At 73.5% G+C, this 13,790-nt stretch carries 11 protein-coding genes; 3 read left to right on the top strand and 8 right to left on the bottom strand.

Annotated features, from left to right (window positions below; all coding sequences use genetic code 11):
• Nucleotides 1–161: 161 nt before the first annotated feature.
• Nucleotides 162–518, top strand: coding sequence for a hypothetical protein (locus VQ02_RS15045; RefSeq protein WP_048445012.1), 357 nt, complete (start codon nt 162–164; stop codon nt 516–518).
• 12 nt (nt 519–530) lie between these two features.
• On the opposite strand, the gene VQ02_RS15040 is transcribed toward VQ02_RS15045, so the two are convergent.
• Nucleotides 531–1,544, bottom strand: coding sequence for an ABC transporter substrate-binding protein (locus tag VQ02_RS15040; RefSeq protein ID WP_048445011.1), 1,014 nt, complete (start codon nt 1,542–1,544; stop codon nt 531–533).
• Between the two features lie 123 nt (nt 1,545–1,667).
• The gene (locus tag VQ02_RS15035) at nt 1,668–1,919 is read right to left on the bottom strand and encodes a DUF6356 family protein (RefSeq protein WP_048445010.1); all 252 of its coding nucleotides are present in this window, start codon (nt 1,917–1,919) and stop codon (nt 1,668–1,670) included.
• A 149-nt stretch (nt 1,920–2,068) separates the two neighbouring features.
• Between VQ02_RS15035 and VQ02_RS15030 the strand changes: the two genes are divergently transcribed.
• Both VQ02_RS15030 and VQ02_RS15025 read left to right on the top strand, forming a co-directional pair.
• Nucleotides 2,069–2,530, top strand: a complete 462-nt coding sequence (locus VQ02_RS15030; protein ID WP_048434174.1) for an Lrp/AsnC family transcriptional regulator — start codon at nt 2,069–2,071, stop codon at nt 2,528–2,530.
• Between the two features lie 114 nt (nt 2,531–2,644).
• A complete protein-coding gene (locus VQ02_RS15025) occupies nt 2,645–4,108 on the top strand; it encodes an MDR family MFS transporter (protein WP_048445009.1) in 1,464 nt (487 codons plus the stop codon).
• 45 nt (nt 4,109–4,153) lie between these two features.
• On the opposite strand, the gene VQ02_RS15020 is transcribed toward VQ02_RS15025, so the two are convergent.
• The 6 genes from VQ02_RS15020 to VQ02_RS14995 all read right to left on the bottom strand — a co-directional run bounded on the left by VQ02_RS15020 (nt 4,154) and on the right by VQ02_RS14995 (nt 13,746).
• Nucleotides 4,154–4,990: a response regulator gene (locus tag VQ02_RS15020; protein WP_167350747.1), complete on the bottom strand. Its 837-nt coding sequence runs from the start codon at nt 4,988–4,990 to the stop codon at nt 4,154–4,156.
• A 104-nt stretch (nt 4,991–5,094) separates the two neighbouring features.
• Complete coding sequence (locus VQ02_RS15015; protein WP_048445007.1) at nt 5,095–6,057, bottom strand: tyrosine recombinase XerC; 963 nt, start codon at nt 6,055–6,057, stop codon at nt 5,095–5,097.
• A gap of 100 nt (nt 6,058–6,157) precedes the next feature.
• Complete coding sequence (locus VQ02_RS15010; RefSeq protein WP_048445006.1) at nt 6,158–7,036, bottom strand: aldose 1-epimerase family protein; 879 nt, start codon at nt 7,034–7,036, stop codon at nt 6,158–6,160.
• Between the two features lie 61 nt (nt 7,037–7,097).
• Nucleotides 7,098–8,762, bottom strand: a complete 1,665-nt coding sequence (locus VQ02_RS15005) for a DEAD/DEAH box helicase (protein WP_048445005.1) — start codon at nt 8,760–8,762, stop codon at nt 7,098–7,100.
• A gap of 511 nt (nt 8,763–9,273) precedes the next feature.
• Nucleotides 9,274–13,083: an ATP-binding protein gene (locus tag VQ02_RS15000; protein WP_048445004.1), complete on the bottom strand. Its 3,810-nt coding sequence runs from the start codon at nt 13,081–13,083 to the stop codon at nt 9,274–9,276.
• 111 nt (nt 13,084–13,194) lie between these two features.
• On the bottom strand, nt 13,195–13,746 hold the full coding sequence (locus tag VQ02_RS14995) for a gluconokinase (protein WP_048445003.1): 552 nt from the start codon (nt 13,744–13,746) through the stop codon (nt 13,195–13,197).
• Nucleotides 13,747–13,790 lie beyond the last annotated feature (44 nt).

The following is a 13,790-nucleotide window of genomic DNA, read 5'->3' as shown; positions in this document are numbered from 1 at the left end:
CGGGGTGGCGTGAGGGAGCGGGACGAGAACCTGCTCCGTCCCGCCCGCGCCCTCATACGACGCGCCGGCGTGCAAACGCGACCTGCCGCGCTGGCGCGCCGCATCGCGCCGCCTATCTCGGGCAGCAGGCGCCGACCGCCGCGGCGGTCGGAGGTAGTGGCATGATCCGAAGCGTCGTCATCGCCGCGGCCCTGATGCCGTCCCTGGTTCTCTCCGCCCCGCGAGCCCGGGAGCTGCCTGCCGTCGGCCCGGTCGTTCCCGGCCTGCCGGGCTACGATTGCCGGATGCCGACCCCGTTCGACCACGACGCCGTCGGCCCCTGGCCGCGCCCGGGCGCCCGGGCGGTGCGGGCCGCGAACGGCTACGGCCGCACGAACTACGGCTACGGCACCGGCGGCGCCTCGGCCTCCGGTGCCGTCGCGTTCCCGGCCGACAGCGCGGCTCCCTGCGACCTCGGCGAACTCACCCTCGGCCGCAAGGGTCTGGACATCCTGGGACGGGACGCCTCGCCGCGCTGAGCCCGGCCCTCGTCAGGTGCCCGGCTGGTCGTGCACCGCCTTGTAGAAGAAGTCCTTCCAGTCCTTCGGACGGTTCTTCAGCACGCCGGCCTTCGCCAGGTGCTCGGCCTGCAGCATGGTGCCGTAGGGCGTGGTCGAGAAGACGACGCCGGGCTGCTTCATCATGCCGACGAGCTCGTCGGGCTCGAACTTCTCCTTGGTGGCGGCGAGGTAGAGCTCGGCGGCCCGCTTCGGGTCGTCGCGGATGAGCGCGTTGGCCTCGTCGATGGCAGCGAGCACCGCGGCGGTGGTCTTCGGGTTCTGCTCCATGAACTTGCCGCGGCCGAACACGATGGCGTTGCTCAAGGGGCCTCCGACCACGTCGTAGGAGTTGAGCACGACGTGGATCTTCGGGTCCTTCAGCTCGATCTGCTGGTAGGGCGGCAGGGAGAAGTGGCTGTTGACCTCGCTGGTGCCGCCGAGCAGCGCGCCGACCGCGTCCGGGTGGCCGAGCTGGATCGTGATCGGGTCGAGCTTGTTGCGGCCGGCCTCGCCGAGCTGGCGCTCCGCCGCGATCTGCAGCATCACGGCCTGGGCCGAGACCTTCACGGTCGGCACCGCGATCCGGTCCTTCGACGAGAAGTCGGCGAGCGACTTCACCGCCGGGTTGCGGGTGACGAGCAGCATCGGCGCGCCGGCGGAGGCCGCCAGCCCCTTCACCTCGCCCCGGGTGCGGTCCCAGGCGAGCAGCAGGTTGGTGGCGCCGCTGGTGACGAAGTCGACGTTGCCGGAGATCAGCGCGTCGACCGAGGCGCCGCCGCTCGTCAGCGTGACCCAGCTCACCTTGACGTCGCCGAGGCCGGCGGCGGCGACGTGCTTCTCGACCAGGCGCTGCTGCTCGGCCAGCACCATCGGCATGTAGATCAGGCCGGGCTGGCGGGTGAACCGGACCTCCTTGGTCTCGGCGCGGGCGGGGGGTGCGAGGACGGGCGAGGCGAGGCCGAGCGCGACGGCCAGCGCGCCGACGGCGCGCCTGAGAAACGGCATGAGCGACTGCTCCCTGGTTTGCCGGCCTGCCGGCTGGATTCTGTCGGCACCTGGCCGGGCCCTCGCGCGAGGGCCCGCCGATGCCGTTCGAGGGAGCCAGGGTCCGGGAATGCCCCGGAGGCGTCAAGCCGATACAACGGAGGGGGCGTCGGCCCGGTGCTGGCTGGCGCGGGCGCGGTTGGCCACCATGCGCTCGTGCAGCCGCACGATCGTGCGCGAGCCGGTGCTGGTGAAGGCGAAGGGCAGGAGGCCGTGGACCAGGCAGGCGAGCCCGCCGGCGATCATGCGGAGGCCGAATCCCGTCGCGACGCCCATGTGCTCGAAATAGGTCTCGCCGACGGAGGCGGGGTGCTCGGAGAAGGACAGCTTCGACATCGGTATCCTCCGGGTTGTGCCCTTGAGGGCTCGAAAGGCACCCTGAGGATCGCACGGCCGCCGCGAAGCCGGATTGCGAAATTTTCTTCTGCCGCCTACGTTCGTGCAAGGCGATTGCGCGATCTCACGAGAGGCAGGAAAAATTTCGCGTGGACGAGTTTGACCGGAAAATCCTGTTGTGCCTGCAGGAGAACGCGGCCGAATCGCTCGAGGCGATCGCGGCGCGGGTCGGCCTGTCGGCCTCGCCGTGCTGGCGCCGGATCCAGAAGCTCGAGGCGCAAGGTGTGATCCAGCGCCGGGTCGCGCTCCTCGATCCGGACCGGATGCGGGTCGGCGTCACGGTGTTCGTCTCGGTGCGCACCAACCGGCACACCGCCGACTGGGCCGAGCGCTTCTGCGCCGCCGTGGTGACGATCCCCGAGGTGGTCGAGTTCTATCGGATGAGCGGCGAGACCGATTACCTCCTGCGCATCGTCGTGCCCGACATCGCGGCCTACGACCGGGTCTACAAGCGGCTGATCCAGTCGGTCGACCTCTACGACGTCAGTTCGGCCTTCGCGATGGAGCGCATCAAGTACACGACCGCACTGCCGGTGACTTACGCCGAGTGAGGGAGGGACGCGCCGCGACCGCGCGGGTCTGGCCTGCGCCGGGCGCCTGTTGCTTTCCGGCCCGATCGGTTTAGCTGCGGCGACCGGCCCCTCCCCTGCCCGAAAAGCCCAGACATGCCGACCTCCCGGACGACGCGCCGTCCCTTCGTGATCGCCGCCGTGATGGCCGCGATGGCGATGGTGGCCATCGAGGCGACCATCATCTCGACGGCGATGCCCGGCATCGTCGGCGAGCTCGGCGGGCTGCCGCTCTACGCCTGGGTCTTCTCCGGCTTCCTCCTGACCCAGACCGCCGCCACCATCGTGTTCGGCAAGCTCGCGGACGTCCACGGGCGCAAGCCCGTGCTGCTCACCGGCATCGCGGTGTTCCTCGCGGCCTCGGTGCTCTGCGGCTTCGCCTGGTCGATGCCGGCGATGATCGCCTTCCGGCTGATCCAGGGCATCGGCGCAGGCGCCATCCAGCCCGTGTCGCTCACCATCGTGGGCGACCTCTACAGCGCCGAGGAGCGCGGCCGCATCCAGGGCTTCCTCGCCAGCGTCTGGGCGGTCTCGGCGGTGGTCGGACCGGTGGCCGGCGGCTTCATCATCGCGCACGCCTCGTGGTCGTGGATCTTCTGGATCAACCTTCCGGTCGGCCTCGTGGCGACCGGCCTGTTCGTGGCTTTCCTGCACGAGGGCGAGCGGCGCGAGCGCCGGCCGGTCGACGCGGTCGGCGCCGCCCTGTTCACGATCACGGTCGCCGGCCTGATGGTGGTGCTGACCGAGGCCGGCGAGGGGCGCTGGCGCGTCGTCGCGGTCGCGGCCTCGCTCGGCCTCGTCGCGGCCGTGCTGCTGGCCTTCCAGGAGCGCCGGGCGCCGGATCCGGTCATCGCGGTCTCGCTCTGGCGGCGCCGGCCGATCGCCGCCGCCAACGCGACCTCGCTGCTCGCCGGCATGGCGCTCATCGGGCTCACCACCTTCCTGCCGATGTACGTGCAGGGCGTGCTCGGGCAGACGCCGATCGTCGCCGGCATGGCGCTGACCGTCATGGTGCTCGGCTGGCCGATCGGGGCGACGCTGGCGGCGCGCAACCTGCACCGCTTCGGCCTGCGCCGCATCCTGGTCACCGGCGGCCTGCTCCTGCCGCTCGGGGCGCTGGCCTTCGTGACGCTGCAGCCCGGCAGCCCGCCGGCGCAGGCCGGGGCCGGCTCCCTCATCATGGGCTTCGGCATGGGGCTCCTGAGCAACGCCGCCTTGATGCTGATCCAGGAGATCGTGCCCTGGACCCAGCGCGGCAGCGCCACCGCCTCGAACATCTTCTCGCGCAACCTCGGCAGCACGCTGGGCGCCACGGTGTTCGGCGCGGTGCTCAATCACGGGCTCTCCGCGTCGGGGAGCACGGTCACCGCGGACAGCCTGCAGCAGGCGCTGGCGGCCGGTGGCCTGCCGGGGGAGGCGGAGAGCGTGCGCCTGGTGCTGCAGCACGCCCTGCACCAGACCTTCTGGGCCGTGCTGCTGATCTCCGCCGCGGCGTTCGCCACCGCCCTGCTGGTGCCGCACGTGCCCCTCGGGCGCACCCGGGAGGTGCCGGCGGAGTAGCCCGCCGGCGGGCGGGTCAAATCCGCCCCGGATCGACCGACGCCGTCAGGCCGAGCGCGAGGCGGCCTGGGCCGGCAGGGCCTCGGTGGTGGCGTTGATCAGGTAGGGCCGGCGCAGGCCGAGGACGTGGTAGAGCACGCGGTCGACGTCGCGGGCGAAGAAGGGTTTCCGCAGCACGTAGTCGATGCCGAAATGGCGCGACGCGTGGGCCATGGTAGCGGCGTCGCCCCCGGTCATCAGCACGAGGGGCGTCCCGGGCGCCGCCTCGCGGATCTGGCAGGCGAGCTCAAGCCCGCCCCCGCCGCCGCGCAAGCCGAGGTCGATCAGGGCGACGTCGTAGGCCGCGAGCCGGGTCAGCTTCAGGGCGTGGGGGCCGCTCTCCGTCTCCTCGACCGCGAGGGAGAAGCCGCAGCTGCCCAGGATGCGCCGCACCAGGGTCCGGCTCTGCGGGGCGCTGTCGACGAGGAGCAGGCGGGTCTGCCGCCGGCGCCGGGCATGGGCCTGCAGGAGCCCGGCGACGTGGGCCTCGTCGAGGGGCAGGCGCAGGAACTCGTGGGCGTCGAGGTGCTGCGACACCTCGGTCCAGCGCGGGAAGATCTGCGCGGCGATCAGGATCAGGCAGGGCACGGAGAAGCCCTGGGCCTTGAACCGGGCGACGGCCTCGGGTCCGCTCGCATCCTCGAACTGCAGGCCCACGAAGGCCAGGACCGGCCGGTGGACGAGGCAGGCCTCGCAGGTCTCGCGGCTCGTCGCCGCCTCGATGATCTGCAGGGACGGCTCGTGGGTCCGGATCAGCGCCGCGAGGCGCCGGCGCAGCTCGGGATCCTGGTCGGCGACGAGGGCCGAGTCCGGTCCGCTCGGGCGGGCATCACTGTCGCTCACCGGCATCGTCCGTCGTCCGCCTGACAGGTCATCTTGAGGAACAGCCCGGCTGAGGGACGGGCTACCTGGGGGTAAAGTCCTAACGAGCAAAGCTTAGCACCAGCTTACGAAGCCCGCGCCCGCGGATGAGCGGCGTCGAACGCGTCGAGCAGGCGCGCGGCATCGACCTTGGTGTAGACCTGCGTGGTCGCCAGGGAGGCGTGACCCAGGAGTTCCTGGATCGCCCGCAGGTCGCCCTGGCGGGCGAGCAGGTGGGTGGCGAAGGAGTGGCGCAGGGCGTGCGGCGTCGCGCTCTCGGGCAGCCCCAGGGCCCCGCGCATCGAGGCGACGGCGAGCTGCACGATGCGCGGCGAGAGCGGACCGCCCTTGGCGCCGACGAAGAGCGGTCCCTCCGGCGGCAGGGCGTAGGGGCAGAGGCCGAGATACTCCGCCACCGCGGCCTGGACCGGCGCGATCACCGGCACGCTGCGGGTCTTCTGCCCCTTGCCGACCACCGTCACCGTGTCGGTCCCGTCGACCGGCGCGTCACGCCGCCGCAGGCCGAGGGCTTCGGAGATGCGCAGGCCCGAGCCGTAGAGCAGGGCCAGCACCGCGGCGTCCCGGGCCAGCACCCAGGGCGGGCGCTCGTCGCCGGCCCGGATGTCGGGGCTCGCCATCGCGACCGCCGCGGCGATGGGCAGGGGCCGCGGCAGGCGCCGCTCGACCTTGGGCGAGCGCACCGCCGAGAGGGCCGCGACGCTGCCGTGCCCCTCCCGGTCGAGGTGGCGGGCGAAGGAGCGCAGGCCGGCCAGGGCCCGCATCAGGCTGCGCCCGCCGACGCCCTCCTGGCGCCGCGCCGCCATGAAGGCGCGCAGGTCGCGGGGCTTGAGCCGGATCAGGGCCGGGATGTCGGGATTCGCGCCGTGCCGGGCACAGTGGGCGAGGAACTGGCGCAGGTCGCGCCGGTAGGCCTCGACGGTGTTGGGCGACAGGCGCCGCTCGGCCGCGAGCCCCTCGAGCCAGGCGGCCGCAGCGGCCCGCACGTCGGGAGCGCCGGGCAGCAGGTCGGCGGGGGTGGCGTCGGGCATCGCTGAGATCCGGTCGCGGGCGGGGGTCGGCCGGCGAGTAGAGGCCGGGCCCGGTTGACGGCGGGTTTATGCCGGAGCGGACGCGGGAATCCCGCCGCCGTCAGGCCGGCGTGAAGCGCAGGGTCACGCCGTGCCGGGCGCTCGCCCCCGGCGCCAGCAGGCGCTGCGAGTCGCGCTCCGCCAGCTCGCCGGAGAAACCCGCCCAGTCGGCGTGGCCGGTCCAGCACTCGAGCGACAGGAACGGCGCGGTCGGCCGGGTCCAGACCGCGAGGTGGGGAAAATCCTCCGTCTCGAGGGCGATGGCGGCGCCCGACGGCGCGGTGAAGCGCATGGTCCGGCTGCGCGCGTTCAGGAACACCAGGGCCTCGGTGAACAGGTCCGGGTCGAGGGGCAGGGTGTCGCCCTCGAGCGGCAGCGGCCGCTCCGTCCGCACCAGGAGGCCGCCGGCCCCGACCTCCGGAACCGCCGGCCGCTCCGGCTCGTCAAAGCGCACCGCATAGCCGCCCCCGGCCGCCCGGACGCCGTCGGCGAACGGCCAGGGGAAGGCCGGGTGGAAGCCGAGCCCGTAGGGCAGCGGCTCCGGGCCGGGATTGTGGACCTCGCAGGCGAAGGCCAGCGCCCCGTCCCGCACCGTGGCGGCGATGTCGAGCCGGAACCCGAACGGGTAGGCCTGGCGGGTCTCCGGCGTGTCGGTGAGGCGCAAGGTGACGCCGTCCTCGGCCTGGGCGACGACCGTGAAGCGGCTGTCCCGGGCGAAGCCGTGCTGGGCCATGGGGTAGGCGCGGCCCGCCACGGTGACGGCGCCGCCCGCCGAGGCACCGACGACCGGGAAGAGCCAGGGGGCGTGCCGGTTCCAGTGCGCCGGGTCGCCCGACCACAGGTACTCCGTGCCGCCCACCCGCCAGGAGACCGGCTCAGCCCCGGCGAGCGCGATGCGGGCGGTGGTGTCGCGGTGACGGATCTCGACGGTGTCGCTCATCGGGGCCTCGCTTCGTGCGAGGCCCCTGTTACCGGCTGGAGGCCGGTCCGGGAATGGGCCGTCACCCCCGCCGGGCGTTGCGCCGGGGCTGGCGCGGGCGGGGCACGTCGGCCTCGCCGGCCAGGGCCTCGACCTGGAGGTCGGCGGGGCCGGTGCGGGGGAAGCTGTGGGCGAAGCGCTCGGCGGCCCCGCCCCGGACCTCGAACTTCGTCTCGCGGTCGAAGATGCGGATCGCGCCGATCTCCTCGCGGGTCACGTCGCCGCGGCGGCACAGCATCGGCAGCAGCCGGCGCGGGTCGGCGTTGTCGCGCCGGCCGACATTGAGGCGGAACCACACGCTCGGGCCGAACGGCGCCCGCGGGCCGTCCCGCGCCGGGGTCTCGCGCCGGGGCGCGGCGCCGCGGCCGGTGGCGAAGCCCGGATCGGTGACCTCCTCGGGCGAGGGCAGGCGGGCGCGGTAGGCGCGCACCAGGGCGGCGGCGAGGTCCTCGGGCGAGCGCTGGGCGAGCAGCGACTGGGCCATCGCCCGGTCCTCCTCGCTCACCTCGTCGGTGACCAGGGGATCCTGCAGCAGGCGCTCCTGGTCGAGGGCGCGGATCTCGTCGGCTGGCGGCGGACCGGACCAGACCGGCACGACGTTGGCCCGCACCATCAGTTCCTCGGCCCGGCGGCGGCGCGACGGCGGCACCAGCAGCACGCTGATGCCCTTGCGCCCGGCCCGGCCGGTGCGGCCGGAGCGGTGCTGCATCACTTCCGAATCGTGGGGCAGCTCGGCGTGGATGACGAGGCCCAGACCCGGCAGGTCGATGCCGCGGGCGGCGACGTCGGTGGCGACACAGACGCGGGCGCGGCCGTCGCGCAGGGCCTGGAGGGCGGCGTTGCGCTCGCCCTGGCCGAGCTCGCCCGAGAGCGCCACCGCCTGGAAGCCGCGCTCCGTCAGCACCGCCTGGAGGTGGCGCACGGCGTTGCGGGTGTTGCAGAACACGATGGCGGTGCGCGCCTCGACCTGGCGCAGGGTGTTGACCACCACGAGCTCGGTCTCCCGCGGCAGGATGCGGAAGGCGCGGTACTCGATGTCGGCGTGGCCCTTGGTCTCGCCGGCGACCGCGATGCGCATCGCGTCGCGCTGGTAGGCCTCGGCGAGCGCCACGATGCCCTTCGGCAGGGTGGCGGAGAACAGCAGCGTGCGCCGCTCGGCCGGGGTGGTGCCGAGGATGAACTCGAGGTCCTCGCGAAAGCCGAGGTCGAGCATCTCGTCGGCCTCGTCGAGCACCGCGGCGCGCAACGCCGTCGGGTCGAGGTTGCGCCGCTCGAGGTGGTCGCGCAGGCGGCCCGGGGTGCCGACCACGATGTGGGCACCGTCGGCGAGCCAGCGGCTCTCGCGCCGCGGGTCCATGCCGCCGACGCAGGAGACGACGCGGGCCCCGGCCGGGCCGTAGAGCCAGGACAATTCGCGGTGGACCTGGAGCGCCAGCTCGCGGGTCGGCGCGATCACGAGCGCGAGCGGCGCGCCCGGGGCGCCCAGGGTCTCGGCATCACCGAGCAGGGTACGGGCGAGCGCCAGGCCGTAGGCGACGGTCTTGCCGGAGCCGGTCTGGGCCGAGACGACGAGGTCGCGCCCCTCGGTCTCGGGCTCGAGGACGGCGGCCTGGACCGGCGTCGGGTCTTCGTAGCCGCGGTCGGCGAGGGCCTTGGCGAGGGGGGCGGGCAGGGCAGGAAAAGGCACGTGAGATCGATCCCGGGTATCAGGCGACGCGCGGGGATCGGATCGGCTCCGGAGGCGCATGGCCTCGGGTAGAGGGCCGGCCGCATCGGCGGCGGGCGCTCGCGGCGCGCGGGGAATCCCTACGGTCTTTTCGTGGAGGAGCGAGCTGTTACAGGGGTTCGGGGCGGAGGTCCACCCCGGGGCCGGGCCTCGCGGGCGGTCGCATGGCTGAGGGAGCGTCCGGTGCATGGGCGTGGGAACGTGCCGGGCCGGCGCATGCCGGTGGTCCCAAGCTGGTGCCGAGCGGCTCGACAATTCGCTCGCGACACTCACCCTTTCCCGGACGACTGAAAACGAAGTGAAGGAGATCCGGGATCCAGGGGAGGCGTGCCGCGAAGCGGCTCTGCCTGCTGCACCGTTACAGACATAGAGGCGCTTCGCGACTTTTCATGCTGGGTCCCGGATCTCCTTCCGCTGACGCTCCAGTCGTCCGGGAAAGGGGAGTTCCGCCGGTCAACCGTTGGGACGGCGATCACCCCTCGATCATCGCCCGGATGCGCCGCGCCAGCAGGTCGACGGGGAAGGGCTTGGTGATCATCTGCATGCCAGGCGCGAGGAAGCCCGCCATGGCGGCGTTCTCGGCGTAGCCGGTCATGAACAGCACCTTCAGGTTGGGTCGCACCAAGCGGGCCTGGTCGGCGAGCTGGCGGCCGTTGAGGCCCGGCAGGCCGACATCGGTCACGAGCAGGTCGATGCGCCGGGCCGAGCGCAGCGCGGCGAGGCCGGCCGGGCCGTCCGCGGCCTCGAGGGCCCGGTAGCCGAGGTCGCGCAGCACGTCGACGATGAGTCCGCGCACCGCCGGCTCGTCCTCCACCACCAGCACGGTCTCGCCGCTGCCGGCGGCGGGAGGTGCGTCCGTGGCCGGCGCCGGGGCCTCCTCGGCGAGGGGGCCGGCGTGGCGCGGCAGGTAGAGCGACACGGTGGTGCCGCGGCCGGGCTCCGAGGTGATGACCGCATGGCCGTCGGACTGGCGGGCGAAGCCGTAGATCATCGACAGGCCGAGGCCCGTGCCCTGGCCCAGGGGCTTCGTCGTGAAGAACGGGTCGAAGGCGCGGGCGATCACCGCCGGGGGCATGCCGGTGCCGGTGTCGGTGACGGCGAGCCGGATGTAGGGGCCCGGCGCGACGTCGCCGTGAGCCGCCGCGAACACCGCGTCGAGCTCGACGTTGCGGGTCTCGATGGTGAGCCGCCCGCCTTCCGGCATCGCGTCGCGGGCGTTGATCGCGAGGTTGAGGATCGCGTTCTCGAGCTGGTTGGCGTCGCAGAGCGTCGGCCACAGGCCATCGGTGAGGCGCGTCTCCAGGGTGATGGTCTCGCCCAGCGTGCGGCGGACGAGATCCTCGAGCGAGGCCACGAGCGCGTTGGCGTCCACGGGGCGCGGGTCGAGGGGCTGGCGCCGGGCGAAGGCGAGGAGCCGGTGGGTCAGCGCCGCCGCGCGCTGGGCCGAGGTCAGGGCCGCGGTGATGTAGCGCTCGGCGACGTCGGTCCGGCCCTGCGCCAGCCGGGTCGACAGGAGGTCGAGGGAGCCGACGATGCCGGTGAGCAGGTTGTTGAAGTCGTGGGCGATGCCGCCGGTGAGCTGGCCCACCGCCTCCATCTTCTGCGATTGGCGGAAGGCCTCCTCCAGCTCGCGCTGCTCGGTGACGTCGCGCCCGACCGCGTGCAGGTGCTCCTCGCCCGGCACCGCCGTCCAGGACAGGACGCGGTAGGTGCCGTCGGCGTGCTGGTAGCGGTTCTCGAACAGCAGGGTGGCCTGGCCCTGCCCGACCCGCCGCGTCTCCGCGACGGTGCGCTCCCGGTCGTCCGGGTGGACGAGGTCGAAGAAGGAGCGGCCGACGAGGTCCTCGGTGTTCCAGCCCAGCACGGCGGTCCAGGCCGGGTTGAGGGCCGTGACGGTGCCGTCGAAGCGCGCGATGATCATCACGTCCTTCGACAGGCGCCACATCCGGTCGCGCTCGCGGGTGCGGGCGGCGACCTGGACCTCCAGGGTCTCGTTGACCTGCCGCAGGGCGTCGGCGGCTTCGCGCCGGACCCGGGCGAGGCGCAGGTTGGTCTCGACCCGGGCCAGGAGCTCGCGGGCCGAGAACGGCTTGATCAGGTAGTCGTCCGCCCCGGCGGCCAGGCCCTCGATGCGGGCCTCCTCGCCGGCCCGGGCCGAGAGCAGGATGACCGGAATGCCGCGCAGGGACGGATCGGCCCTCAGGGCGGCGAGCAGCCCGAACCCGTCGAGGCCCGGCATCATGACGTCGGTGAGGACGAGGTCCGGGGTGTGACGGCGGGCGGCCGCCAGCGCCGCGTGGCCGTCGCCCACCGCCTCGACGACGTGGCCGCTGTCGCCGAGCAGGCGCCGCACGTAGGCGCGCATGTCGGTGTTGTCGTCGACCAGCAGCACCCGGCCGGTGAGGCCGGGCGGGGTGCCGAGGCCCGGCGCCTCGGCGAAGTCGGGCTGGCTCGAGGCCTCGTCGTCGAGCCAGCGCGTCGCCTCCTCGACGAAGACGTGGGAGCGGGTGGCGGTGGAGATCCCGGTGCGGGCGGCGCGGATGCGGTCCTGCGGCAGGTGGGCGCTGCCCAGCGGCAGGCTCACGGTGAAGCGGCTGCCTTCGCCGAGGCGGCTCTCGACCCCGACCTCGCCACCGTGGAGCCGGGCCAGCTCCTGCACCAGGGCAAGCCCGATGCCCGATCCCTCGAAGCTGCGTCCCTGCGCGCCCTCGACCCGGTGGAAGCGCTCGAACAGCCGCGGCAGCTCGGCCTCCGGGATGCCGAGGCCGGTATCCGCGACCGTGAGCACCGCGCGGCCTCCCTCCGCCCGCAGGCGCACGGCGATCCCGCCCTGGAGCGTGAACTTGAAGGCGTTGGAGACGAGGTTGAGGACGATCTTCTCCCACATCTCCGGGTCGACGAAGGCCGGCTCGGCCGCGGGCGGCCCCGGCAGGGGCGGGCAGTCGACGTCGAGGGTGAGGCCGGCCTTGTCGGTGGCCGAGCGGAAGCTCGAGGCCAGCTCCGCCGTGAACCGGGCGAGGTCGAGGGGCTCGAAGGCGGCCTGGGCCCGGCCGGCCTCGAGGCGCGAGAAGTCGAGGAGGGCGTTGACCAGCTTGAGCAGCCGCAGGCCGTTGCGGTGGGCGAGCTCCACCAGGCGGCGGGTGTCGGGGTCGACCGTGGCGGGCGAGGATTCCAGCACCTCCGTCATCGGGCCGAGCATCAGGGTCAGCGGCGTGCGGAACTCGTGGCTGACGTTGGAGAAGAACACGGTCTTCTGCCGGTCGAGCTCGGCGAAGGCCTCGGCCCGGCGCCGCTCGGCCTCGTAGGCGTTGGCGTTGGCCAAGCCCGTGGCGATCTGGCCGACGAACAGCTCGACGAAGCCCCGGTACTCCTCGTCGAGGGGCCGGTAGGGGTTGAGGCCGGCGACGAACACCCCGGCGGGCCGGCTCTGGCCCTGCTGGGCGATCGGCAGCACCAGGACGTGGGTGGGGGGCCGGTCCCAGGGGCCGGCCGGCAGGTCGGAGAAGAGCGGTCCGAGGGCGGCCACCGGCACCAGCTCTTGGCCGGCGCGGTCGAGGAGGTCCATCGCCGCGGCTGCGGCCTCCCCTGCCCGCGCGGCGGCCGGATGCTCCGGCCCGATCCCCGCCCGGGCGAGCAGCGCCGGCTCGTCGCCGGCCAGGTAGGCGAGCGCCACCGGCAGGTCCCGGGTTCCCTCCCCGAGGCAGCCGGCCACGACGTCGCCGACCTCCGCCTCCGTGCGGATCGCCGCCATCCCGGAGCCGAGGTCGCGCAGGCAGCGCAGGCGCCGCTCGCCGATGACCCGCTCGGTCTCCTCCGAGACCACGCAGAGCATCCCGGTGACGGTGCCCGCATCGTCCGCGAGAGGGCTGTAGGAGAAGGTGTGGTAGGTCTCCTCGGCGAAGCCGCGCCGCTCGAGGAACAGCAGCAGCCCCTCGTCCCAGGTCGCATGGCCGGTGCTCAGCACCTGGGCGATGCGCGGGCCGATGTCGGGCCAGATCTCGGCCCAGACCACGTCCGAGCGCGAGCCGAGGGCCCAGGCCTCCTTCACGCCCAGGGTCGGCCGGTAGGCGTCGTTGCAGAAGAAGGTGAGCTCCGGCCCCCACGCCATCCACATGGCGAAGCGCGAGCCGAGCATGATCCGCACCGCCGTGGCGAGGGATTGCGGCCAGCCCGCGACCGGCCCGAGGGACGTCGCCGCCCAGTCGCGGGCGCGCAGGCGCGCGCCCATCTCGCCGCCGCCGGGAAAAAGGGTCTCTTTCGTGGGCAGCGGCTTACCGGGCATGGAAGGCGTCCAGCATGCCCTGGCGATGGCACGGGGACCGCGAACTGTCAAAAACCAGGCGAAGGGCGGAGTGACGCAACGGCCGCCGGCGCGAGCCAGGCGCAGGCGGCGTCAGGCGCCGTGCGCCGCTCGCCCGGTCAGGATCTCGCTGATCTCGGCCACGATCGCCTGCGGGGTGCCGCCGACGGAGACGACGAGGGGATTCTCGTCGGGCTCCGGCTCCTGCAGGGTGCGGAACTGGCTGTCGAGCAGGCTCGTCGGCATGAAGTGGCCGTGGCGGGCGGCCATGCGCCGGCCGATCAGCTCGCGGTCGCCCTTGAGGTAGACGAGGCGCACGTCCGGCCGGCCGCCGATCAGGACGTCGCGGTAGGCCCGCTTGAGGGCGGAGCAGGTCACGACCCCGTGCCGGCCCTCCGCCCGGACCCGGTCGATCCAGTCCGCGATGGCGGCGAGCCAGGGCCAGCGGTCCTCGTCGGAGAGCGGCGTTCCGGCCTGCATCTTCTCGACGTTGGCGGGCGGGTGGAAATCGTCGCCGTCCTCGAACTCCCAGCCGAGCCGGCCGGCGAGCAGGCTCGCCACCGTGGTCTTGCCGGAGCCCGACACGCCCATCACCACCACGACCGCCGGGGACACCGCATCCTCGCCCGTTGCCGCACCACTCATCGCCGCCAGTCCTCCCGCCTCGTCTTTCGGCCCGTGCGCCAGCT

The organism is Methylobacterium variabile, assembly GCF_001043975.1.
Taxonomy (GTDB): domain Bacteria; phylum Pseudomonadota; class Alphaproteobacteria; order Rhizobiales; family Beijerinckiaceae; genus Methylobacterium; species Methylobacterium variabile.
This window is presented reverse-complemented; position numbering and strand designations above follow the sequence as displayed.